Here is a 24190-nt window from a genome sequence, read left to right as displayed (position 1 = left end):
TAGTCATTTTGGTGATATTGGTTATTTTTTTAGACAGTTCCTGTGTATTGTGACTAATTACTCTGGATTTGTGGACAATGGAAGTAGACTAAGCTCGTTGAAAATCTAAATTTGCGGTATTTTTCTATTTTCTTAACCACTATCTCAAAGAGTCTAAATTAATATCATAATACTGCCGGATGTCTAAATTAATATTCACAGCATCCTTCGAATCCCTTGTCCCATATGAGATAAAAGAGTTGATAACCGGTCCTAATAGGTTTTGTTTTAGTAGGTACTAATCTTAAATCATATATACATCTAATCAGGCTTAGCCTTATTATCTTAACTTGAAAGAAAATGGCTAAACATGATAAAATGAGAGCATACTTCATTTTATGTTTTAATTGCATCCGCCAAGCGGCTCAGGATGTTATGTGTGGGTATTATTAAGACCCAGAATGACCTCGTTAGGTATTGACTAGCACACACCTTATTTTTGTGTGCAAAAACGTCGATGGCTAACGAGGTCATTTTGTTTTTTTGACCTAATTTTACGACGAAGAAGGAGGTTGGCAAATGCCAAAAATATCTCAAAGCACCATTGATGCAGTAGAGCGCGTACATACGTATGACCTCGCCATGCAGATGGGACATTGGACGAAGGCGCAAAGTGGCTCTATTCAAGTTCGCTGTCCAAATCCAAGTCACGTTGAAAGAACCCCCGATACGTACATCAAAAAATCGACAGGTATTTTCATGTGTTATGGTGGCGGCGGATGTGGAGCGAAGGGAAAAGCACTTCAGTATTACGCGTGGGCTACATGGGGCTGTTGGGATCCAAGAACTCATTTTGTAGATGCCGTAATCGATGTTTGCGAACTCATGGGTATTCCCATAGATTATGACGTTACGAATCAAGAAACTTCGCGAAAGAAAAGGCAGCCTGCAATGCAGACTCCTGCAGAACCTAGCACTGTTTTTGAGGACGTTCCGGCACAGCCAGCCCAACTATGTGACCGTGTATATCGGCGCTTTCTTGAATTATGCCCGATTTACCGAGAGCACGTACAGGAATGGGCTACGAAGCGTAAGTACACGAAGGATCAGATAACTGCCTTTGGTCTTCGCTCCATTCCAGTCACTTGGCAGGAAACCAAACTCATTGTGGACACGCTGCTAAAAGAAGGATTTTCGCTCGAGCGAATTCCAGGGTTTACAAAGCGGATCCGCAAAGACGGTAATCGGCTCAACGAAAAGGACTGGTACTGGACCATCAACGCCTACGGGAAGTATTTCATACCAGTGCGTGATGATTCCGGCTACATTGTCCGTCTTCGGATGGCAACAGGTCAAGACAAGAAGAAATATACATGGTTTTCTTCCGGTCCGAACATTCTTCCTGTTCGCAATCCTGATGGCCAAATTACAGAATTGAAGGTACTGGACCGTACCCTCGACATTAATGCTGAACCGCATAAGATGTGTTGGGGTGGAGCGTCTTCGAGTCATCACATCAATGTCGTTCCGCCATACCAGCAGCTGGCTCATTGGGAACCAGGAGACGAAATCACCGATATCATCGGATTTGATTCAGTCGTTATAACCGAGGGAGAACACAAGTCATTCATCTCGGCGAACATCCTGAAGAAACCAGTTGTCGGCGTGCCTGGTGTCGGCAATTATCGTGATGTTCTACCCGCTTTGAAAAAGTGGGGAGTTAAAAAAGTGATCGTCGCTTATGATGCTGATGCATTTGTAGCGAAAGAGAAGGACGGGCAGAAGAAAAAAAACGAAGAGGTATTCAAAAACCTCATTAAGTTCGCAAAGGAAATCCTCGAAAACGATGGAATCGAACTGGTCTTCTGGATCTGGAACATCGCGGACGGAAAAGGTTTGGATGATATCCTCTCTAAAGGCAAACTGCCGATTGAGGTAAATCCCCGCACACAAGTACGTACCCCTGTGGCTATCTAAATATTCTAATTCATTTACTAGAAGGAGTTGTCTATTAAAGTATGAACCGAGTTATTTTAATAGGGAGATTAACTAAGCAGCCTGAAATGAGATATACTTCGACCGGAATCGCCGTCACGCAATTTACGCTTGCGGTAGATCGCCAGTTTACGAGCGGCGGTCAAAGTGAACGAGAAGCGGATTTTATCCCGATCGTCACTTGGCGGCAGTTGGCTGAAACTTGCGCGAACTACTTGCGTAAAGGCCGCTTAACGGCGGTTGAAGGTCGTATTCAGGTACGGAATTACGAGAACAACGAAGGCAAGCGCGTCTATGTGACGGAAATCATTGCCGACAACGTTCGTTTTTTGGAATCGAGTAACCGCGAAAGTGGTTCAAGTGATGAAGGTGCGGCAAACCATGGCAGTAGTAGCAGCTATGGAGGCCGTTCTGAAGGTGCGTCTCGGAACAGTAATCGCGATCCATTCTCTGATGATGGGCGTCCGATCGATATCACTGAAGATGATTTGCCATTTTGATAGTGGCGAAGTGTAATCAGAGGGAGGAATAAAAACGATGCATTGTAACCATGGAAAGACAGCCCTTGTTTATTGTGCAGATTGTCACGTTACCACATTGCAGGCTGAAATAGCCAAACTCAATTCCAAGATAGAGAAGCTTAGGGCCCGTCCTGATGTTGATTCCATTCACCAGCACGACGAAGCACTAAGTACGATCTACTTAGAATTGAAAGAACAATGTAGGAATCGTCACGATTTACGATGCGATTCGCATTCCGAAATTGCCCCAGTTCGAATGGTGGCGCAAAAACCATAATTGGATTGTGTAGGAGTCTTTCCCTTTTCCAGATGGGGAAGGCTCCTTTTTTTATTTGAGAGGAGAGTGTGTATGAGCACAAAAGTCTACAGCCATTCGCGTCTTACGACATACGAGAGCTGCATGAGAATGGGCTACCACAAATATATCGAAGGCCGTCCAGACCCGTCGGGGCTCCCTGCTCTTATAGGGAAGATATTTCACTTCGCTTTTAGCAATCTCATAAACGAGGGACATAGTCCTGAGGATTCCGTCATGTTCAGCATCCACGAACACGGTGGTCTGCCGGAAGGAGAGCGAGCATCGGATTTGATCCGAATGATTGAGTACGCATTCCGACGCATTTCAGCGATTCAGGGGGAGTTCTCCGACATTACTTCAGAGACTCACCTGAAGATCGAAATTGCACCCGGAATCATTGTTCAGGCCTACCTCGATTTGATTATCGAAGATCCTGCTAACGATGAAGTCATTATCGCGGATCTGAAAACGAGTTGGGCTCCGTTTGAGGCTTCTTCAACGAAACAATTACCTCTCTACGGGCTTCTTTTCAAGGAGATGCGCGGTGGATTTGTTCCGACCTCATTCAAAGGGATGCTGATCTTCCCACGGGTAGCAAATGCGGACTCGGAGATCTTCTTCACCGATGAAATGCTAGAACAAACGCGAGAATGGGTAGTGAGTCTGGTACAAAAAATAGAGGCTGCCGGGACGGATATGAACAATTATCCGATGACCAACAACCGAAAAACATGTGAATTTTGTCCGTTTTCTTCTCTTTGCGCTGCAGGTTTTGTTGATGGCTTGCCTGGAAATGGCATACCAATAAATGATGCTGAAGCCGCACTCATAGGCCAATATCTGCTGTTTCAGGAGCAGGCACTGAAAAAGATGAAAGATGGGCTCAAATCTTATGCGAAGAGCGTCAAGTCGCCAATAGATTTACCGATGGGACGATGGGAGTTTAAATTGAGCGATCCGACTCCAAAAATTCCGCTTGATATTCTGCGGCAGTTTGCTGAAGACCACGGCCTTAATGTGGATGACGTTATTACAGCCAACTCCCAGAAGGTGAAAGAATGGGTTGAATCTGATGTAACCGGCTACCTCAAGTCGAATGCTTCATTTACCAATCCCCGTTCAACATTTGTCTTTACAGAATTTAAGGAGGAGAAGAGTGATGCCACTATTTGCGTTTGACATCGATAACACGCTGGCTGATACGGCTAGTGAAATTAAGAAGCGGGTTACAGATTTCTCGGAGAAAATTTACCCCTTCCCGCTAGAATCTAATTTTTTTGAGATGAACCCGGTTGTGTTTGCAGGTGCCGATGCAATTGACGGTGCTGCAGACGCCCTCCAAAGCCTTTACAAAGCTGGTTCAAAGATCATATACATTACCGCTCGATCAGCGTGGTTTGAATCTCTCACCAGACATTGGCTTCGTCTGAATGGCTTTCCAGATGGGATAATAATCTGCACATCAGATAAACGCTCAGTCATTCAACAGTACAAGCCTATATTTATGGCGGATGATGCTCCACACGAAATTGATCGCTTAATAGATTTAGTTAACGTTCTCGTTCCTGCAAAACCTTATAACGAGGGTTATGCCAATCGTTTTGAGAGATGGGATATGTTTCCGCAGCTGCGGAACATGGCTTAAGAACGATGAGAACAGAGATGGGGAATTTAAGCTATATTTGCAACCGATGCGGTAAAAACATTCGGTTTGATGGAAAACACGGCGAATGGTGTGTCTTGCAGCATGTCCGTCATGGCCAATTGTTTGGTCAAGCGGAAGGGGAATATAACGGGTACGGCCGTATTGTCGGAAACCCGGTTTTTCGCCACCCGAGTCCAGCGAATCCAAATAGTCAACAAAAAATCGAACGTTCGGAAGCGATGCCTGACTCCAGCAGAGAGCTAGGGGCTTTCGCGATGTCGGGGATCTCCGCGTGGCATAAGAAGTGTTATTATGAGACGCCCGAAAATAAGAGAAATGCACTCCTGATTTCTCGAAGTGATCCGGAACAGGGAAGTGGCAGCCTTAGAGCTGTATATGTCGAGCGAGTGGATGCCGGCACTATCCTGGATATCTTGATGCAGAATGGATTTGAACCGAGTGATCATGCCTCTCATGTCGCCATAACGTTGCCATCTGGTCATACGCTCGTTCTTCGAGATTACGGACTAGAATGGCCGCCGCTAGTGGCGATTACAGTTGGAGCGAGATAGTCTACTAGGTAAACTAGTTTACTTTGTAGATTAATCAGAAGAGTATTCATATTTTTGAGTGAAAGGCAGTGGAAGTCAATTGAATTATTTTGACATCAAGGCCCGGGAATGGGAACGCCGCTTCATCAAGCGGCTTTCCTCTGGTGATATGGTATGCATGACGGGAACCGGCAAAACGAACGTTATTGAAAAGGTGACGCAGATGACTTTCTGCTTCAAAACTGCTGCGGAGAAAGCTTCTTATAGCATACCTCGCGAAAAAGTAAGGAAAGCCATTTCGTTCCTTCTCTTTCGAAGGACGACGATGCGGAAGCAGCTGGAGCAATTCTCGCATTTTAATTCGTTTCTCATGGGACTGCTTCGACTGATCTTTGTTCAGGTATCCAAGTTAAGTTTCACTCCAAAAGGTTTGCGGTTAAGCATGCGCGGTTTTCGTTTCATACCGGCCGGCATGGACCGGGATCCTCGGAAAATCGGGTTAGCAAAGGAAATGGGCACATCAGTAATTCTATGTTCGTATTTTCATTTGCGAGATGACCTAAACGAGAATTTTCGTTCATATTGCAGAAAGTTTGGAGTGAAGATTCTTCTTGATTCAGGCGCTTGGTCACTATTCAGCGCCCAGGAGAGAGGTAGAAGAGTTGAGCCAATTAATGTAAGGCATCTAATCCACTTTATCAAGCGTCACCGTGACATATTATATGGTTGGATTAACCTGGATGACCTCAAAAGCCCGGTAGCGACGAAGGTGCACCAACTCGTGATGGAGAGGGCGGGAGTAATACCGATCCCTGTCTGGCACGCTCATAGTCCTTTGGATGAGCTCGATCGTATCGTGCACCAGTATGAGTCTGAAGTAGACTTTATCTGTATCGGAGGTTTGGCAAAAGCTTCAGCTGATGAACGAATAGAGGTGTTAGACCGAGTATTCGAGAGACACCCTAATTGTAATTTCCATATCCTCGGCTTTTCGTCTCCGGAGATTCTGCGCTACCCCGTTTTCTCCGCCGATTCTACTGCCCCGATTTGGAGTCACCGGAAGCGATTTTTAATTACGGAGAACGGTCAAGTACCGGCAGATAAGGTAAATACGGATTGGAGTGGAGAAGATTGTTTTGCCTATAACTTGAGCTATCTTAACCGTTTTGAAGAGGAATATGCAGGACATGAGATGCAGCTGCCGATCCTCCCCAAATACTCCAGAAGAAACCTTCAGTTTTCATTATTCTGATAGGATGGTGTATAAGAATGATAGATGTAAATTCATTTTTGAACAATCCGCTAGTATTGGTTGTTGCATTAATGATCACGGTTTTCCTAGTTCGAAAAACATACCGAAAGGTAACGGGTCTAATAGTTACTGTTTTGGGAATTATAAAGCTAGTTCATTTTTTTGCACTACTCCAATAAGAAAAACACCCCAACGGACTTCCGAAGGGGTGTTTTTCTTATTGCCTTATTTTCGTCGGCGTTTCATCTCTAATGCTACTACCTTGCCACCTGACGCTCTAGCAACCTCTCTGATCTCCTCACGCTGTTTCTCCTGGTGTTCCTCTTGAAGTCCCTGATACATGGAGTCGTAATTTTCTGCCCAATCAGGAATGTGCTCTTCAGGATATGGGCAAGTAGGCAGGGAAGGGTTATCGTATGCATAATTCATCTGTCCGGTCACCGGATAATGAAGTGGTGAGCTCGTATCCAGTTTTCGAGTTGCTCTGTATTGATAATCACGGTCCTGACGGAGGCGACACTCTGCCTTCCATGTCTCCAAGATAATTTTACCTGCTTTTCGATTCGGGTATAGTTCCATCCATCGGGTTTTTGGTTCAACCTCACCAAATGTTTCCTTCACTAGCTTATCGATTTGTTTCCAGTTTGAGTGATCCTTAATTGCGAGAGCCAAAACAGCAGCTCTAGACAAGAAAGCAAGAAGAACCGGAAAGGTCAGCGCATAATAACCGTCGAAAAGATTTGTACCATTCTGTTTTATGTTATTGGCCAGAATTAGTAAGGGGATCATCGTGAAGATGGTTAAACTGAGCCAGGCTTTGCGAGGTACAACTTGCCAGATCGTCGGCCGTTTTCCCGCCGGGGTGAACACCTTATATTCATATCGTCTATAGATCAAATCCCGGTATGCTTGGACTACAAACGGGTAAAAGGTGTTTCGGAACGGATTGTTGTTTTCCCACCGAATCCACCGCGGGGGACGTAGCATATAAAAATGGTGTAAAGGAGAGATGTAAGGCGTATTAAACCACCGGATTATCTCCTTTTCAAACAACTTTTGCCGAATTTCTTCAGCTAATGGTGCATATATAGAATAGGCTCCCTTGCAAAGAATCGGCGTTGTGAAGGCTACCGTTACCCATACCCAGTGAGCCGTAAATAAGGTCCATGCTGCACTGATCAATTTCTTGTACTGCTCGTATGGAGAAAACAGCCCGTCGGTGAAATAATCTATACCCGCGAGAACGGGGAATGCAATGAGTGCCAAAAGAATGAGTTTAGAGCATATAGAAAGAATTTGTTTTCCCGCTTCCTTCAAGTTGGTCACCTCGATACAGAATTGTGTAGCTTACTTACTTTTATGTTAAGCCAGTATGGAGAAACTAGCAAACTTACTTACCTATCACTTATGACATATTTTGTCGAAAAAATAAGTAATTCAGTCGTAATATGTCGAACTATGGCGAATTAATTAATACTGTGGTAAAATTATCTATGATACAGCTCTATCAAAAATTGTCAAGGGCCATTTGTAAGGTCGAATAGTCGATGACTTTTCTAATTACGAGTATTATAATGAGAACAATTGGATATTTACAATTATAAAGGGGGGCTTATCTTTGGATAATACAACTAAATCACAGTTAACCTGGAGAAATCTCCTCAATATGAAGGAAGAGTCATCTCGGACTGTTACCGTTAATATAACATTTGATCAAGAGATCGATGAAGAGGCAGTCAAACTTTTCATTTTCAATGCACTTTCGAAGCACGCACAGAGTTCATATTTAGATACTAATCTTGAGGATGCACCGAAGCCAAGCGTTATCACAGTGGAATAACATAGAAGAGTATTTTGTAAAGGACTGATTAGTGCTTAAAATCACTAATTAGTTCTTTTTTTTTTGAGATCAAAGAGAACGAATTAACCGCCCCTGATCATGAGGCGGTTTTTCTTTTACCATAACCAAAATCGTTTGTGCTTCACAGGATCTCCGGCGTTTCCGTAATTCGTTCGCTATTGTTCAGTGAAAATAAAGTATTAGATTGAAAAAAGTATTAGCCCGTGAAAATAAAGTTGTAGACTGTCACTGGCGTTAAGCTAACGGGTAGTTTACTACAATAAATACCACAACAAAACTCATTATCTACCGTATATATGGTGAATTACTTTACAAGTGGTTTTAGGGTTATTACTTTAATTTCGTTAAACATAAGAAACTGAGGGGAAAGAAATTGATGAATGAGACTACAGTTTTACAAGCAGAAAAAATTGCAAGCCATTTTCTAAAGGAGCAAGTAAAAACATCATATCCGATTGTAGATAAAGGTATCATGAATCAGATATGCGTGGTTGAAACGGACAATCATAAAGTTGTTGTACGTATGAATAACAAAGATACTTATTCAAGCTATATCAAGGGAAAATGGTGTATCGAGCAAGCGACTAAAGTAGGGATTCCTAGCCCTAGAGTCTTGTCTGTAGGTGTTGATAATGAAACTGAAACTGCGTACATGATTCAATCTTTTGTAATTGGTAACAACGGAGTGGAAAGTTCAGTTTCTAAGCTATATGCATGGAGACAGCTTGGCGAATATGCAGAGCTTATTTCTTCGATTCCAGTAGAAGGGTATGGAGAAAAACTGTTAGATCCAGTGCAAGGTGTGTTTTTTTCTCCGCCGCATGAAGGGTCAGACGGTAGTTGGCAAGGTTATTTACAACATAATATCAATAGTCTGACAGATGGAGATCGCTTGATTGAGCTAGGAGTCATCTCTCAAGCGGAATCGCAGGAAGTAAAAAAGCTATTTGAAAACCTGAAGAATGAGTCGTTTCGGTTTGGATTAATTCATGGTGATATATCTCTAAAGAATATTGTTGTCAATGAAACAAACCAAGTTAGCTTGCTGGATTGGGGCAATGCAACAGTGACCGTAGTACCCCATGGAGCTGTTGCTCAATTAATGCATTATCAAATACTCGGATTAGCAGAAGCTCCAACTATGGAAGAATTTAAAGCGTTTCTTGAAGGGTACGGGTTGAGCGAAGAAAACTTTACTGAAATAAGACATTTTCTGTTATTGAAGGCTTTTGATAACCTTAGATGGGCAATTAATTGTAGTCCAGTCCATATTGAATCCTTTTCTGCGTTCGCGAAACAAGTCGTTGACATGATAATGGGGAAGAACGGTAAACTATAACATCATTGTGGTGAAGTCAGCCGACGAATACGTTAAGCTAACGGGTACGATAGCTCAATCACACCACAAGCCGAGGCTGCCTGTAAATGGAGTGGCTGGCTTAAAAACATTTATGAATTTATTGGAGTTGAGACCGAGATGAGTAAAGACAAAATAGATAGAAGGAAAGTACGCAGGCAAAAACGGAGGGCGGCTCTCAGTAATAGTTACGAAATAGACAAAAGTGATGCACAAGTCATTCTGGACGCAGTGTTCTCCTATATAAATGACCGTCGTCACGAGCCCCGTATGATATTATTTATGGTTAGTAGGGATCAAGGGGAAACTTGGACAGATGAATTAGTAAACATAGCTGTTACCGACCCTAATTTGTCCACCTTAAAGATAGGAGATTGGGTTAAAAAGAGGGGAGATGAAACGACCTACGTAATCGTAGCTAATGAAGGCGAGAATAAAATCCATGGCGCTTTCCAAGACGATCCTGACTCCCCTCTATTTCTTCCAGAAGGTCACTTGTATCAATATGCTTTACCATACACTTAACCTAAACCTTATCTAAATTATACTATGATTAAGCTAACCGGGAACGATAGTTTAATAAACATCAACGAGGCTGTCGAACTATTGATTCGGCAGCCTTCATTACGCTAACGGGCAGGTTAACGTAACTTATTTTGCGAATACATTAGGGCAGGGCGACGAATACGTCGGGTTCCTTTCTTGTTAAGTGATAAGAGTATACCTTCGTAGACCTTACCTCCATTGAGCTGCGTGAAGCGCAGAAAGTAAGCTCCCTTGACCAGAAAAAAGGGACCGAATCCACATCGGACGAGGCCCCTGCTTCTTTTTCTTACGGTTTGGAGGTCTCGTTAATCTTCTCGAAGTACGGGGCTAGCTTGGAGGCGAGCTGCTTAAACTGCTGCTGTTCTTCTTTAGTCAGTCTCTCTTCATGTACTACCCCATTTTCATCGGTGATTTTCAGCTTTAATTGCACAAGCTGCTTGGTCAGTGCCGTATACTCCTTAAACTCGTCTTCCGTGAGCTTTCCTTTTGCTGTCTGAAGCATACCCTCAATCTCTTTATAATCTTCCTGCGTACCGCCGTGCTCTTCAATGGTCGTAGAAGAACCGAAAATATCATTAGCCAGATAGGAACCAGCAAATGCGGCGGATGGAATTAAGATGACTATTGCGGCAATTCCAATGAGAATACGTTTTTTCATGGGAGATTTACCTCTCTTTTCGTTCGCATAGTGTTGATATGACTGTCGGACACGTCCATACAAATCGGGAGGGCATTGCATCGAATCTGCCACCTGACGAAGCTCGTCTCGTAACTGCTTGTCAATAGACATACGCGTCTCCTCCCGTCATTTTGAATCGTTTTCGTAGTTCTTTCAGTGCCAGGTGCTGCCTGGATTTCACTGTGCCAACGGGGATTTGCAGCATATCTGCGATTTCTTCCATCGTATAGTCGTACAAATAACGCAGGATGATGACCACTCGTAGTTTGTAAGATAACTGGCGGACTAGGCTGAACAGCTCATGCTGCATTTCGGACTGCAGGACAGTTTTGTCTGTCCAGTCGAAATATTCGCCAGTCGTCTGGCGGTTACGTTCAATGAGTCGAATTCGCCGCCAAGCCTTTCTCTTCCAATCCTGGACCTGATGTATAGCGATACCGTGCAACCAAAATTTGAAAGGCCGGCTCGAGTCGTATGTGTGAAACGACCGCCACATTCGCAGATAAACCTCATTCACTATGTCCTCAATGTCCTGTTTGTTGTAGACGAGAAAAGCAACCGTCCGATAGACATCTTGGTGAGTCGCCTGATAGACAAGCTGAAAAGCCGACTCGTCGCCCAACGTCGCGTTTTCAAGCAATGGAATTAATTCTTTATCATTCATAGGGGCCCCTCCTGAACGTGTTACAACTCTTAATTCGCTCCTATAAGGAAAAAGGTTCAGTAAGAGAGGAATTTTTTTAATAATACTATCTTTTTAAGAACTTTGCCTTTATTCATGAGCTTTCCCAAACGAGGAACACCGGGAAAAATCTGGGGCACGATAGCTCAATAACCATAACCATCAAGAGACGGTATCTGGCATAAGGGCTGCCATTTCTCAACTACCATGAAAGAACGAATTAACTTTCATGCTCTGTGGTGCAAAGAAGAGATGCATGAATGGCTAACGGGCAGGATAATTTTAGATTCAGTGGAATATCTTGTATTGGTAAAGGGCTTTGATATACATAACATGTATAAAAGGAGGGCGAAGATGGGGAGCTATAATGACTTTGCAAAGCAATATAACGACATGGTGACCTCCGGGGGACCTAGTGTCTCATACAGATATATTTTGCAGTACTTAAAAGATAAATCTGATCTTGCCGGTCTAAATGTATGTGATATCGGTTGTGGACAAGGTGAATTAGCTTATCAACTGTCTCTGCTTGGAGTAAAGGTAACTGGTGTCGATTTAAGTGAAAAGCTTCTGGAGTACGCAGAAAATCATACAAATCAGGTTACTTGGGTGCAAGATGATGCTATGTCGCTACATAAATTGGAAGATAGTGCTTTTGATTATGTAATATCTAGCGTAATGCTGATGGATGTTCAGGACCATAAGAAGGTGTTTGATGCTGTATATCGAGTCTTAAAACCAAATGGGATGATGATATGGGTAATAATGCACCCTTGTTTTCAATCACCATTTAGTTATCCGCTAGGTGACGGTTCTAGAAAGATTATTCGATATGACTCGCAGTTTTGGAAGTCGGAAGGCGTGGGTACAATTCGCTCTACTTTAGGTGCTTTTCATCGACCGCTTTCACAATACTTAAATGATTTTCTTACTTCAGGATTCATAATAACTCGAGTCGATGAATTGGAAAGGGACACTAATGCAGTAGACAATTTACCTTCAATGTTTGCTGTGATGGGCAAAAAGGATCGTAATCACGATAACGGCAGCCCAAAATGAACTGCTGCCTTACATTCAACTACCATGAAAGAACGAATTTACTTTCATGCTCTGTGGTGCAAAGAAGAGATGCATTAAATGGATAACGGGGAACGTTAGTTCAATAAAACAGCAGCAGTCTAGGACTTTATTTTCTGGTCCATGGCTGCTGCTGTTCCGTTTTAGGGGCCAGTCTAATACTTGTTTTCAGAGCATGACAGTTTTGCAATTTGAAACAAGTTCTGCTCAGCTGCTTTTTTCCCAATTAGGTGTATGGTATAATATGATTATATTATTTTTTCATTTTTGCTCCTGCCAAGCGGCCTAAGGAGTCCCGTGGCTTTACAGCGAAAAGGCGTCGCTCAGACGACCGATTGATGAAATGTAGGATACGTATGCCTACTTTTCGGAATCGACCGTGTGAGGGACGCTTTTTTTTTGCGCCCACATAACGATTCGGAGGAGGATCACTCTTTTTGAGGTCCATGAGGTTTCTCGTGGCGGAACGGCATCTATTTTTGCAGTGAGTATTTGTCATTTTTCTGACGAACAAAAAATCAAATGATGGTGAAGGAGGGAAGCCCCTTTCAGGGTGAATGAAAGGGGATTTTTCCTTTTTCATTTTATCGGGGCGAATAACATGAGCAAAGTTCAATTAATGGCGATGCAACGCAAAATTGAGTCTCTGAGAAAGTTGAAAGAATGCACAGTTATCGGTGCTTTGAATCTAAAGTAAATTAAACATCATTTCTGAGGAGTTGTTTATGATGCATCAGGTATTAACTGATCGCCTTGCAGCAATACGGGAGAAAGCTGAACCGGGGTATAAGCATGTCGTTAGTGAGGATACTGTTACGGATCTTTTTTCGGATATTCGATTTTTGTTGGCCGAAGTTAGTCGCGTCCATACCGAATATACCGATTACCGTGCCTCGCATAACCTTCATGCGACTGAGATGATTGAGTTGGAGCTCAAAGATTGTGTGTATGGCCCCGGGTGCTTTATTTCGGCTTTGAAGTTAGAGATTGAGGGGTATTGCAAAAAGCACAACCTCTCACTTTCTTCCGAAGAGTATGAAGATATTGCCCAAAAGCTCACGAACAACAAAGATTTGAACGATACACTTCTGGACGTGATTACTGGTGCCATCGATGATTATCTGTTGGACCAACCGAAAACCATGCAGGCTGCATATGTTTTCGATATCAATGACAAGCGCGCTTACGAAGAAGCGATTAGTAAAGATTTTGATCGATATTATTCATATGGAAAGGGGCAGCTTTTTACGCTCCATATGGATGATCTGAGTGAAGATGAAGTAAAGGAACTTGCTACTTTGTGCGAGGATCGTTATGTTGCTGGTTTCAACGGCAACCGCGTCGTATTGTGGCGGTACTGAAGCATCATCTAAATCAAATACAAGAGAGGTGGGCGTATTTCGAGCCTGCCTTTTTTGTTGGGAGGAAAAGTCATGGTGCAGCAGCTGCAGTTTGATCTATTATATGGCGGCATTATGGAGCACCAGGCTCCAGACGTACTCGATAAGCAGGATGATGCACCAGAAGTGAACCTTGACGTTAAGCACGTTGTTTGCTACAGCGGAGGGGAGACATCGGGCATTGTTGCTTATGAAGTAGTTCGTCGTTATGGCGCCGAGAAAGTCATTTTGATCAATCACGATATTAATCCATGGGTAGAGCATTGGGACATCAAGAGGTACAAGTTGGAGTTGGCTGCACTCCTTGGTGTGGAGATCACATATGCAAATATGCCGGGATGGAATGAAAAGGATCAATTCGATGTATGCGTGGAGGCTAGGGCATTTAAGGCCGGTGTTCATCCGCTCTGCACGAATCGGTTGAAGACTGCTCCATTCCATAAATGGCTAAATGATAACTTCCCCATGGATCCCAAAACGGGACGAAGCGACGAAATCATCATTTATTATGGTTTTGAAGCAGGGGAGACGGAGCGGATCGAGCGTCGTCGCAGCATACTCCAAGACAAGGGCTACCGGAGTGCGTACCCTTTGGCGGAATGGAAGGATACCATTCGAAGCACAGGGGAAATTGGTGTTGCTCCTCCAGAGACATATCAGATCTGGAAGCACGCCAATTGCACTGGATGCTTACGAGCGGGTAAACAGCATTGGTATGTCGTTTACTGCAGGCGCCGGGATGTATGGGAGAAAGCGAAGAGAGCTGAAAGATTGATCGGATATAGCATTCTCAAAGACAGCTATCTTGAGGAACTGGAATCGAAATTTGAGGCGATGCGATTAGCCGGCGTTCAAGCCGACGAAAAGACGAGGGCAGCTACCTTTTGGGCAGCTGTAAGGAGAATATTGGGGTCGCAACCCAAAGAAGAAGAAATGGTATGCGAATTGTTCGCATGACATATCAGGGAGGACGTATTAGATGAACATGACATTGAAAAAGGTGTACCGAGTGAGTCGAAAAGAGTCTGCACCAAGAGTTTTTTTGCAGTCACTAATTTGCGAGGCAGCGAATTTTTCGAAGGGTCAGGAGTTGTTTGTTCGGGTACTCGAACATGAACAAGAGATTCATATATCAAGCAAACCTGTAGAGGATGCTATTGCATCAGTGCATGTTTCTGGGCGAATGAACAAGCTGTCCGGCAAATATCGGCCACTTGTCGATACGGCCGGCGCGAAATATGCGTCTATTATTAGTATAGAAGACAAAGTTGAAATCACGGTATACCGGGATGGGAGCCTTTCCAATGTTGTTGTTCGTCCGCTTAAATTCAATGTTCACGCAGCGACAACGATAACCACGCAAAGTGATGAACGCTTGAAGTTACTGTCTCTATGCGCAGGCGCAGGTTTTGGAACAGCCTCTTTTTTAGCGTCGGAATATTTCCGCCCAGTCATGGAGGTAGAATTTGAGGATGATTCCGCCGAAGTGCTGAAGCATAATTACCCCAATTCTCTACTCTATATCGGTGATTTACGAGATTTGCAAACCGTAGTAAAAGCCGATGTTTCGCTTGTTACACTCCCGTGTAACGAGTTCTCGAACTTAGGCAATGGGGGAGAAGGGGTATTTAATAACCTGATTATCGGTGCAGCACGCATTCTGAGAGCAGCTGATAGTCGAACTATTTTTATTGAGAACGTTCCATCCTTTTACAAGTCATCTGCATACTCGAAGCTTCAATTGGCTCTACGGGATATGTATCCGTATTGGTTGGCCCCAATTGAGATCGACAGCTACGACTGGGGCTCTATCGCTCACCGGCCGCGTGCATATTCTCTCGCATTTAAAAGTGAGGAGGATATGTTTGCATTCCAAGTTCCGCGTAAACCCCGCTTCCTACGCAAGAAACTTCGTGATTTCTTAGATGGTAAGAACAAGGGGAATGAATCTGCGTTTGAATGGAAACCGGTCGAGCGTTGGCTTGAAAGCTTCAGGTCTAAGGCAGAAAAGGGGAATTCGTGGGCAAATCGGAGCATTACTAAGACTTTTGTGAAGCCTGATGCCACGGAATTACAAACTATTCCTAAACGCTATCGTTCCCAGTCTAGTTCCAATTCATACGTTTTGTCGGATGATGAGAAGCAATTCCGTTTCCTCACAATTTCGGAGTTGAGGCGGATATTCTCGGTGCCGGAATGGTTTGAGTTCCCTAGTATTACACCACTATCAAGACAGTATGAAATGCTAGGACAAGGAATTGACGGAAACGTAATAAAAATGTTCTCGAACGCCATAGCTGAGCTCTTTTTGTTGAGTCCAAAAATAAAGAAGAACTCTACAGCAAAAGGTACAGGTCAAGAGGAATCTAAGATTCCGATGTCGATGGGAAATGACGGCCAATTATGTTTAATGCTATAATATGCCAAAACACTTCTCTTAATAGAAGGGCGCTGAAGAGATCAAGTGAGAAAGTTTCTAAAATATATTATTGCCGCTCTATTTGTTGGCGCTCTGCAGCTTTGGGGTGAAAACTCCGAAGTTGCATCGAGCTTCTTCGATAAATACATAGAGCCGATATTCGATAAGCTATCCATCCCACTTGTATGGTTCGTGATCCCTATTCTTGCTTTACGAGAGTATTATAGTAGCAGGATAAGCTCACTAGAATCAGACATGAAAAATGAAATGGAGTTGCAGATTAAGGCCAACAAACAGCTCTCTGCATACAGAAGGAAGGATTTATTCCAGAGCTTCATTACTTCGTATGTTGAGCGCGAAGATGCTGTTCAGGCAGTTCAGTTGTATAAATACTCTTTAAAGCGTAAGCTCGGTGAAATTGAAGTCAAGGTAGAGTTTGTTGACGGATACGTTCATGAAGGTATTGGGCTGAACGCACTTGTGAAAATCTATTACCATTTGGATAAAGGGATGTACAAGGAGTTTATTTCAGCGAAATCGAAATTGGACAAGCATGGAGAGATTCAACCTTTACTCAATTTTGTACGGACACACAGATCACGATTTCGCGGAATGACACCTGAGAGTGTAACTGAGAAAGAAGCAACGCAATTTGCGTTAGTCCAGCTTGTAGTAGATTTAATCGAAGGTTGGTTTAATGAGGAGTTCTATGATTCCGTAGAAATTGACCTTAATCTACAGGAAGAAACCCTGGTAAGATTAAACGAGGCAAAACGGACTGGAATTCTTCGAGCTATCCTTTTGAAGAATAGCTACTATCGTTTCTCGCATACTGGACTTGGAGAAAAGAATGGGCGTCTGTATATGGCACGTCAGGTTTTTCTTTGGGATGTAAACCATGTGTTCTTGGTGACACTGGATCCGGATATTCTTGAGGAACATGCAGCCGAAGAGCAGCTGGATCAGATTCAAAGTCGGTTTTTGAGTGGTCTACAAAACTGGTTTGAAGTGGTGTATACTAGAAATGAAGAGAATACAGGAGGTGATCAACATGAGCAGGCGGAATAATCTCAAACAAACGCAGATCAAAGCAAACGCACTCGCGCAGGCGAAAGCGCAGATACTGCAGGAATTGAAAGAGGCTGGCTTACAAGTTGCTGCAACTGGAATGAGGCCCTCTGAGATCCCTTATTATTCAAGCGTTTCTAATAAGCATAAACGTGAATTAGTTGTTAATTAGATTAAACAGAGATGAGAATGGTCCTTCGGACTGTTCTCTTTTTTTGTTTTTATGAATAACCATCTGTATACCGACAATAATGGATTCTATCAAATCTATTGGGAGGGGCAGTACAGTGGTTAATAGAAAATCAAAACAAGAATTAAAGAATGTCATAGGTTCATTAAAGAGAATGGGACTAGGAATTCAAGTAGGGAAGTCGAGCATCAAGAAACCCTATTCATCAGGTGTAGGCAAGTCCGGCAAGGGAGAGCTTCACATTCGCGATAAATAATAGGGAGTTTTTTTCGCGATGATTTTGTGATATTATTAAGCCATCTAATTTTACTTTTATTTGTCCCTGCCAGGCGGCTCAAGGGATTCCGTTGTTTTAAGAAACACTCATTGAGTGACTAAATCTGCCCAATTTTGGTAGAGAAACGTCTATTGACGTTCATTTAGTCATTGAATGAGTGTTTTTTTATTTGCACTCATATTCGAATGACAGAAGGAGGTACTGGTGTTGGGTGTTTCATTAGAACGTTTCGATCAGATGGTTTCAGAAGCGACTCTAAGCCCGGACGATGCAGTGTTGGATGAAGGGGCGATGCTTGTAATTGAGTACATGCTCACCTGCAGCAGGTTAAGTGAGATCGACTTCGACTCATTTACCTTAAAGCAGGCAGTACACGCTCTTGAACATGTCGGATGGTTTGCTTGTTATGAATCGGAAAACGAGGCAGAGGTCAATAGCAACAACATGCTGACGCAGATCAATCAGATTGCGCATATTCGGCAAATTGTTGATGGTTTGCGACCTCCGAAAAAATCTTTTATTTGAGAGGGGAATTCGTGCAAAGATGGGTAAATCTTGCGCCTATGGATCTGACACTCTATGGGAATATTATCCTACAATGGATAACATCGTGATGGCAAAAATGATGCATGACCTCGATAAGCATCTTTCGGGGTCGTGCATTTTTTCTGTCGACAACTTTCATTCCCAGACAGATTCTTTATTCTATCGTTGTATTAATCTACTATTCGATGAAGAGTTTGAGTTGGATGAAGAAGTGGATCAGGATGAACGACGTCTCGTTATCCCTGTTCCCACGATAATGGAGCTTACACCAGAAGAACAACAGGAACTCGTTGCCCCGTTGAGGTCGATCTTTTGCGATCAGTTTGAACTGGAGTTCGAAACCACGCTTGGCGATGGGGAACTACAGGTGGTTATCAAAGGCTCGTTTGGATATTCCTACGGGGCGCTGAAAGAGTTTATTCAATTCAAAATGAGATTGGATGAGAAGACGAAAGGAGTGGCTGTGGATGGACCGCATGCCTGATAATGGCCGTATTATCTTGCTTCCTGAATCGGATACGAACCTAGCCCGCGTAATCAGCAGGGAGGAAGGGTTCACCGTTAAGGATCAGAAAATTCGGATTGGGGACCTATTAAATGCGATGCTTTCAATGGTTGAACCGTTCGAGCTTACCGAACTCATCATGAAGAGTGATGATGTCGTGAGTGAAATCGTTGAGCCGGCAATTTCCAACTTGTCGGGGAAGAGCCTTTCCAAAGCCCTCGAGATGGTTTTAGAAAAAGCCGAGAAGACAGAAGATCTAGCTCTAATCGCTGATCTATTTAAGGCTGTTGCAGTAAAATTTGATCTTAGTGTACTGGACGAGAGAAGTTTTAAGGGCTTCCTCGACTATCTCTTTATGAGGGTGCAAGGAATCAAGAACGACGAGGTCTTTGCCCAAATGTTCTTGTTTTTGCTGTCTAAAGTGAAATTGGCAAGCAACCGTAATGAAGAACTTATCCGTGGCGTTCTCGGTGCATTAAAGAAATTTGAGAACGACGAGGCAAAGGAGTTCTTCAGAGGGGTCGCTGCTGAGTTTATTCCGAAGGTAAAGACGGTTTCTACACCGATCTTGCCGAAAGGAACTGTGTTATATCAGAAAGAATTCGATGGGACAAAAATCGTTGTCCTGGAGCGGGACCGGGCTAGGAGAGATGTGATCTTTCACACAACCTCATATAGCCAAGTGGGTCATCCGAAGTTGATGTTTGCTTTTAAGGTAAAACAGGGTAGGATCGTGGATTGCCAAATTGTCGCGGTTAAAGATGTCACCATTAGACCAAAGACAAAACTGTTTCGGTATCCATTTTCTAACGTCCGTTCGAGCAACAGTGCTTGTTGGCCGGATCTAGCGAATATCGAGATTCAAAATCTGTTCCAGCTTCAAAATTTGCCAGAGTTGTTCTTTAACTCACCGGCCAATAACGACCTCTTTGAAGGTGAGAACCTTCGGGAATGGTTCTATAAGCTACAGAACAAAGATTTTGATGATTCGGAACTCAAGTCACTCAATGTGAACGTTCAGGATTTCTTTGAGATGTTCAAGTCGGCTGCTGAACCCGCCGACAGTGAGATGCTGCAGGATGATGCCAATCAAACGGCAGTCGCTGTATAAATACCTTAAATTTGAGAGGAGAAACCCAAGATGGAATATATGGAGCACAATACGTTGGAGGAAGAGCAAGGATTGTTATCGGATAATGCAGTTATAGCCGAAGAGGATCAAAGTGATCAAGTATCCGATTTGGACGTTGGCTCATCAAGCACCGGATTCGATATGGTTCTGAACCCTGATGGTCAACTTTCTTTGTTCGGTCCGGATCCTGTAACGGGTGCTGTAGAAGAGAAGAAAGGCAAAGGCGCTGCAACGACAAAATCGGTATCGAAAGCAGCAGGGAAGGGATCAGTTCCAAAAACACCTCCCGCTCCGCTAAAGCCGAAATTGGAGAAGGTTCCGTTGAATGAGCCGGATTCCTGGTCTGTGCGTTTTGGCGGACAGACATACCTCATCAATACTTTGTTTGAAGAGGAAATCGCGACTGGAAAGACGGAAGCTACGCTTAATGAAATCCGCGAGAAGCTTGCAATCGATGAGGGGAATGTAGAACTCACCGAGGCTCGCGCGAAATGGGACTTTGAAAAGGAAGCGGAGAAGCTCCTTCTTCTGGATGCGTTTGGTACATCAAAGGGGTGCTACTAATGCCGGGTCTCTTCTGGAAATTGCGCGACTTTCTCAAGGCAGAAAACCGTCAGCCTAACAATATCATCGCCGGACGTGATGGACGGTTATATGAGGTTAGGGACAGTTTGTTTGGGCGGCTTGTGTTACACAGGCCGCTTTTCCCTTCCCTTGATGAAATCAAAGAGGGATTCGATTTTCAATTGCCGAAGATTCCTAGTCACTTACTATCTACCGCCATTTCTTTCTTTAAGGCATATTGCAACCGAGATGAGCAGTATGAAGTAATGGTACAAGTGTATTATGATCTTCAGACCGGCAATTATGAGCTAGACTGCCCGAAGCAAACGGTCCGGTGGGATGCCATTGAAGCTGATTGTACACAGCGGTTAAACGATCCACGTTACGTCCAGGTACTTCATATCCACTCGCATAATGCGATGCCGGCATACTTCTCTCCTAAGGACGACTCCGATGAGACGGGGTACATGCTGTATGCAGTGGTCGGTAATTTGATGGGGGAGACACCAGAGATGAAGTTGAGGGTTGGAGTAAGAGGTCAGTTTATCTCACTCTCCGTCGATTACATCTTCGACAAGCCGGATTTATGTCAAATTGCTACTTATCCAAATGAGTGGCATCAGCGCGTACATAAGTGTACCTCTATCTATAAGTACGATATTGAAACGATGATTCCACTCATGTACAAGTATTGGATCGCGGAAGCTAGTGAGCAGGAGATTTATGAAGACGCTATGATCAATCACAATTTTCCGAGAGTGCACGCTGCTGACATGGTTGAAGGAATAAAAATAACAAACCTTGATTCCTTCATTCGTGATTGCGGTCCAGCATGGGACGCCTACTTGCAAGAGGTGGAGTGATTCATAATGGCAAGAGTCTATAAATAGATTAATAAGAAATCATGGAGGGGTTAGAATGTTAGATCGATTAATTGAGATGTACTCACACGAATGGGAGGTAGTGGCGCTTTTCGGTGGCTTAGTTATTGGGTTTGCTGTATCAATATTTTTCCACGAATTTGGCCATTATCTCGCTATTTTGTCTTATCGAGGCAAACCACGGTTCGGTTATTGTGGAAGAGGATTAAAAACTAAATTCTTTGTCACTTCTGCTTTTGGTGACGATTTCTATTGGGAACTCTATAATAGAGATCGCTCGAACGCATGGATGAAACAGTTCGTAATAAGCGGATCTGGGCCACTTGCATCGTTCCTTTGCGCAGCTATCTTTTTTTGGCTTTTATTCTTTACCGCCAATATGGATATACCTTTCGTCCTATGCATTCTGTCTGGTGCATTGAGTTTCTATAATTTCGCACTATTTTCAGCAAACGCAAACATGTTTCTTGGATCTAGTTCATCTGATGGATACAAGATTAGACTGGCTCTAAAATACCGCCAGGACTTCGTTGGACATCTTGAAGAGATTGGATATCAATTTACGCCGGACCATTTGAAGGCAGAAGTTGCAAGGTTTCAAAGGATATAACAATCCATTATGTAATAGCTGCATCGTAACTAACCCACCGCGGGGTCTAATTCTTGACGACCTCGTGGAGCGGGTCGTCACGGGAGGAAACAGTATGGATAAGGATATGATGATTGCAAGTGCTACTCAATGGGCATGGGGGGTTGTGCTTGATTTTGCGAGATCCGCTTCTGTTGTTGGAGCACACGAGGATCAGGCTTTGCTCAAGCGTGTAGAAGATGCCGTTCGGCTGCTTGATTCTGCCCAAGAGAGCTTTAAGCCTGTGAAGGAGATCTTCGTATTTGTCATTATGGATAAGGGTCAGTGCAAGAAAGTGATCGTTGAACCGGACCGTATACGTTTAACGGGGCTGGCTCGATCAGCGATTGAGGGGTATTTGGCGGACAACGGATTCGGAGAAGAGGAGCTGGCTACAGAAGATGGTTATGCAAAAATTGTCCGTGTCACTCCTGGCGATGCTGACTCCGAAGAACAGATCTGGTCGTACTCCTTTGACGGTGAAGTTAGCATCAATTACGCTTTTCGTGAACTGATCTCTTGATTTACAAATAATGCCACAAAAATACGATATGTGAGAAGAAGGGCAGCTAAGCAGCTGCCCTTGTTTTTTTTCGGTATGAGTGCATTATCGGCGTTTCTTTACAGGGCGATCAGGAGCTTCGAGCTTAACATGGACCGAGAATAGTCCAACAATTTTTAGCAGCACATCTACTTTTTTAAATTTACGCATGGTATCACCTCCTTAGTGGCGCAAAAAAGAGCCGTAGCCGGTGGCAGCCGACTGGCTCTTTTTGATTCCGATTTTTAGTGGTTCTATTGTATTGCCCGCTTAAACCAAACCTTTAGCAACCTCACCTCCCAAAATAATAACCGGCATTTGAAAAAAAGTGCCCTTAAGCCCAAATAGACTACTAGCCTCAGAAAAAGCCGTCGGTATAGAAGCTAGGAGGGGACGGTTTGCTCTATAGCACCTCTCCTTGCATTTTGGTATAATGAATCCATCTCTCTTTTCTATTCTATTGCTCCTGCCACGCGGCTCAGGGAGTACTGTTGTTTTAAAATCGCTTTTCCAAAAAGCGCCATTTTACGCCCGAAGTGGGTCGAAATGGGGTTTTTGGAAAGGCGATTTTTTTTGCCTTTATAAAAAACCATTGGAAGGAGATGTGCGTATGTCACATTCGAAATTGTGGGGGGAGAATAGATGAAGACGATCTGTCTCCAGGAAAACCAGTATGTTCACTTTATGATTCGGCAGATTGGAGCTGGTGGTAACGGGGGCTACTTCTTCCGGAACTTACTACAACTCATTTCGTCTTACAAGGCTGTGAATTTATCTGAGCATAATAAGGCCTCGTTTGATATATTGATCGCCGATGGTGACGAAGTAGAAAAGAAGAATCTGAGGAACCAACTTTTTTCCATGGATGATATTTCTGAGAAGAAGGTTATTGCACTGGCAGATCGTTACGGAGGGCATTATGACGTAGATGCGAAGCGTGTGACGGAGTACGTTACCTCACTGGATTTGCTTAAGCGTCTGTTCCCAAAACCCGATAATGGCCGCCAAATTATCCCGATTCTGGTTGGAATGGTTGATAACGATCGTTCCCGCCAGCTTTTTGATGAGTTCTTTCACTCCGAGGCAGTGTCAGATTTGGTTTGGATCGATCTTGGCATTGAAGGAATGAAGGAATATAAGCGTCCGAATTCGGAGGAGAAGAAGATCATGATCGAAAGTGGGTTTGGCGGACAATGTGTAATCGGGCTGAAATGGGGCGGGCAAGTAATTTGTCCTCCTGTGACCAGGGTGTACCCGAACATTTTAGAAAACGATCACACTGCTTTCCCAGGTCAATCCTGCGGTGAGTTGTTGCCTGAAAATCCGCAGCGGATTATGACCAATCAATTTGCTGCACAGGTTGCTTCCATGGTGATGAATAATCTCTTTCATACCAAGAGCATTTACGCTTCCGTAATCAATTTCAATGCTCAATTCGGGCAAATGAAGCCAACGTTTTTGACTTCTGATCAAGTCAATGACTTCGAGAGAGCAAAGAAGGAAAGGGTGACAGCATGACGTCAACCATAGCACAATTACCTGCATTTTGTCTTGGTGAGTTGGTAGAGATTAAGTGCACTGATAGGACAAGTGAAT

General features: G+C 43.6%; 25 protein-coding genes. 22 read left to right on the top strand and 3 right to left on the bottom strand.

Annotation, left to right across the window (positions count from 1 at the left end; all coding sequences use genetic code 11):
* The first annotated feature begins 558 nt into the window (after positions 1-558).
* The 6 genes from AC0YN4_RS27280 (at position 559) to AC0YN4_RS27255 (ending at position 6241) form a co-directional block, all read left to right on the top strand.
* Entirely contained in the window at positions 559-1956 is a 1398-nt protein-coding gene (locus tag AC0YN4_RS27280; RefSeq protein ID WP_475784025.1) for a toprim domain-containing protein, read from the top strand.
* An 86-nt stretch (positions 1957-2042) separates the two neighbouring features.
* On the top strand, positions 2043-2474 hold the full coding sequence (gene ssb / locus AC0YN4_RS27275; protein ID WP_475784026.1) for a single-stranded DNA-binding protein: 432 nt from the start codon (positions 2043-2045) through the stop codon (positions 2472-2474).
* A gap of 370 nt (positions 2475-2844) precedes the next feature.
* Entirely contained in the window at positions 2845-3972 is a 1128-nt protein-coding gene (locus AC0YN4_RS27270) for a RecB family exonuclease (RefSeq protein WP_475784027.1), read from the top strand.
* Positions 3953-4438 (top strand): LNS2 domain-containing protein, encoded by a 486-nt coding sequence (locus AC0YN4_RS27265; protein ID WP_475784028.1) that lies wholly within the window; start codon positions 3953-3955, stop codon positions 4436-4438. The genes AC0YN4_RS27270 and AC0YN4_RS27265 overlap by 20 nt, the downstream gene beginning before the upstream one ends.
* A 5-nt stretch (positions 4439-4443) precedes the next feature.
* The gene (locus AC0YN4_RS27260; RefSeq protein WP_475837291.1) at positions 4444-5010 is read left to right on the top strand and encodes a hypothetical protein; all 567 of its coding nucleotides are present in this window, start codon (positions 4444-4446) and stop codon (positions 5008-5010) included.
* 79 nt (positions 5011-5089) lie between these two features.
* On the top strand, positions 5090-6241 hold the full coding sequence (locus AC0YN4_RS27255; RefSeq protein WP_475784030.1) for a hypothetical protein: 1152 nt from the start codon (positions 5090-5092) through the stop codon (positions 6239-6241).
* A gap of 225 nt (positions 6242-6466) precedes the next feature.
* Here the strand turns inward: AC0YN4_RS27255 and AC0YN4_RS27250 are convergent, their stop codons facing one another.
* Positions 6467-7507 carry a hypothetical protein gene (locus AC0YN4_RS27250; RefSeq protein WP_475837290.1) on the bottom strand — a complete coding sequence of 347 codons (1041 nt, stop codon included), beginning with the start codon at positions 7505-7507 and terminating at the stop codon, positions 6467-6469.
* Positions 7508-8478: 971 nt separating this feature from the next.
* On the opposite strand from AC0YN4_RS27250, the gene AC0YN4_RS27245 reads away from it, so the two are divergent.
* Positions 8479-9441, top strand: coding sequence for a phosphotransferase (locus tag AC0YN4_RS27245; protein WP_475784032.1), 963 nt, complete (start codon positions 8479-8481; stop codon positions 9439-9441).
* Positions 9442-9579: 138 nt separating this feature from the next.
* Complete coding sequence (locus AC0YN4_RS27240) at positions 9580-9984, top strand: hypothetical protein (protein ID WP_475784033.1); 405 nt, start codon at positions 9580-9582, stop codon at positions 9982-9984.
* A 307-nt stretch (positions 9985-10291) separates the two neighbouring features.
* Here AC0YN4_RS27240 and AC0YN4_RS27235 read toward each other — a convergent pair whose 3' ends face one another.
* The gene (locus AC0YN4_RS27235) at positions 10292-10663 is read right to left on the bottom strand and encodes a DUF3600 domain-containing protein (RefSeq protein ID WP_475784034.1); all 372 of its coding nucleotides are present in this window, start codon (positions 10661-10663) and stop codon (positions 10292-10294) included.
* A 121-nt stretch (positions 10664-10784) separates the two neighbouring features.
* On the bottom strand, positions 10785-11348 hold the full coding sequence (locus AC0YN4_RS27230; protein WP_475784035.1) for a sigma-70 family RNA polymerase sigma factor: 564 nt from the start codon (positions 11346-11348) through the stop codon (positions 10785-10787).
* A gap of 225 nt (positions 11349-11573) precedes the next feature.
* Here AC0YN4_RS27230 and AC0YN4_RS27225 point away from each other — a divergent pair, with 225 nt between their 5' ends.
* The 14 genes from AC0YN4_RS27225 to AC0YN4_RS27160 all read left to right on the top strand — a co-directional run bounded on the left by AC0YN4_RS27225 (position 11574) and on the right by AC0YN4_RS27160 (position 24112).
* On the top strand, positions 11574-12425 hold the full coding sequence (locus tag AC0YN4_RS27225) for a class I SAM-dependent methyltransferase (RefSeq protein WP_475837289.1): 852 nt from the start codon (positions 11574-11576) through the stop codon (positions 12423-12425).
* A gap of 743 nt (positions 12426-13168) precedes the next feature.
* Positions 13169-13804 carry a hypothetical protein gene (locus AC0YN4_RS27220; protein WP_475783853.1) on the top strand — a complete coding sequence of 212 codons (636 nt, stop codon included), beginning with the start codon at positions 13169-13171 and terminating at the stop codon, positions 13802-13804.
* Positions 13805-13876: 72 nt separating this feature from the next.
* Complete coding sequence (locus AC0YN4_RS27215; protein ID WP_475783854.1) at positions 13877-14800, top strand: hypothetical protein; 924 nt, start codon at positions 13877-13879, stop codon at positions 14798-14800.
* 22 nt (positions 14801-14822) lie between these two features.
* On the top strand, positions 14823-16262 hold the full coding sequence (locus tag AC0YN4_RS27210; protein WP_475783855.1) for a DNA cytosine methyltransferase: 1440 nt from the start codon (positions 14823-14825) through the stop codon (positions 16260-16262).
* A 45-nt stretch (positions 16263-16307) separates the two neighbouring features.
* Entirely contained in the window at positions 16308-17330 is a 1023-nt protein-coding gene (locus tag AC0YN4_RS27205; RefSeq protein WP_475783856.1) for a hypothetical protein, read from the top strand.
* Positions 17314-17502 (top strand): hypothetical protein, encoded by a 189-nt coding sequence (locus tag AC0YN4_RS27200; RefSeq protein WP_475783857.1) that lies wholly within the window; start codon positions 17314-17316, stop codon positions 17500-17502. The genes AC0YN4_RS27205 and AC0YN4_RS27200 overlap by 17 nt, the downstream gene beginning before the upstream one ends.
* 502 nt (positions 17503-18004) lie before the next feature.
* Positions 18005-18322, top strand: coding sequence for a hypothetical protein (locus AC0YN4_RS27195; RefSeq protein ID WP_475783859.1), 318 nt, complete (start codon positions 18005-18007; stop codon positions 18320-18322).
* A 73-nt stretch (positions 18323-18395) separates the two neighbouring features.
* Positions 18396-18827, top strand: a complete 432-nt coding sequence (locus tag AC0YN4_RS27190) for a hypothetical protein (protein ID WP_475783860.1) — start codon at positions 18396-18398, stop codon at positions 18825-18827.
* Positions 18811-19959, top strand: a complete 1149-nt coding sequence (locus AC0YN4_RS27185; protein WP_475783861.1) for a hypothetical protein — start codon at positions 18811-18813, stop codon at positions 19957-19959. Before AC0YN4_RS27190 ends, AC0YN4_RS27185 begins: the two co-directional genes overlap by 17 nt.
* A gap of 30 nt (positions 19960-19989) precedes the next feature.
* The gene (locus AC0YN4_RS27180; protein WP_475783862.1) at positions 19990-20544 is read left to right on the top strand and encodes a hypothetical protein; all 555 of its coding nucleotides are present in this window, start codon (positions 19990-19992) and stop codon (positions 20542-20544) included.
* Positions 20544-21407 carry a hypothetical protein gene (locus tag AC0YN4_RS27175; RefSeq protein WP_475783863.1) on the top strand — a complete coding sequence of 288 codons (864 nt, stop codon included), beginning with the start codon at positions 20544-20546 and terminating at the stop codon, positions 21405-21407. Before AC0YN4_RS27180 ends, AC0YN4_RS27175 begins: the two co-directional genes overlap by 1 nt.
* A 55-nt stretch (positions 21408-21462) precedes the next feature.
* Complete coding sequence (locus tag AC0YN4_RS27170; RefSeq protein WP_475783864.1) at positions 21463-22035, top strand: M50 family metallopeptidase; 573 nt, start codon at positions 21463-21465, stop codon at positions 22033-22035.
* A 94-nt stretch (positions 22036-22129) separates the two neighbouring features.
* On the top strand, positions 22130-22576 hold the full coding sequence (locus tag AC0YN4_RS27165; RefSeq protein WP_475783865.1) for a hypothetical protein: 447 nt from the start codon (positions 22130-22132) through the stop codon (positions 22574-22576).
* Positions 22577-23236: 660 nt separating this feature from the next.
* Positions 23237-24112 carry a ubiquitin-activating E1 family protein gene (locus tag AC0YN4_RS27160; RefSeq protein WP_475783866.1) on the top strand — a complete coding sequence of 292 codons (876 nt, stop codon included), beginning with the start codon at positions 23237-23239 and terminating at the stop codon, positions 24110-24112.
* Positions 24113-24190: the final 78 nt, after the last annotated feature.

It is taken from the genome of Paenibacillus sp. J22R3 (assembly GCF_056269305.1).
Note: the sequence above shows the minus strand (reverse complement) of the source record. Positions and strands in the feature narration are given on the sequence as shown.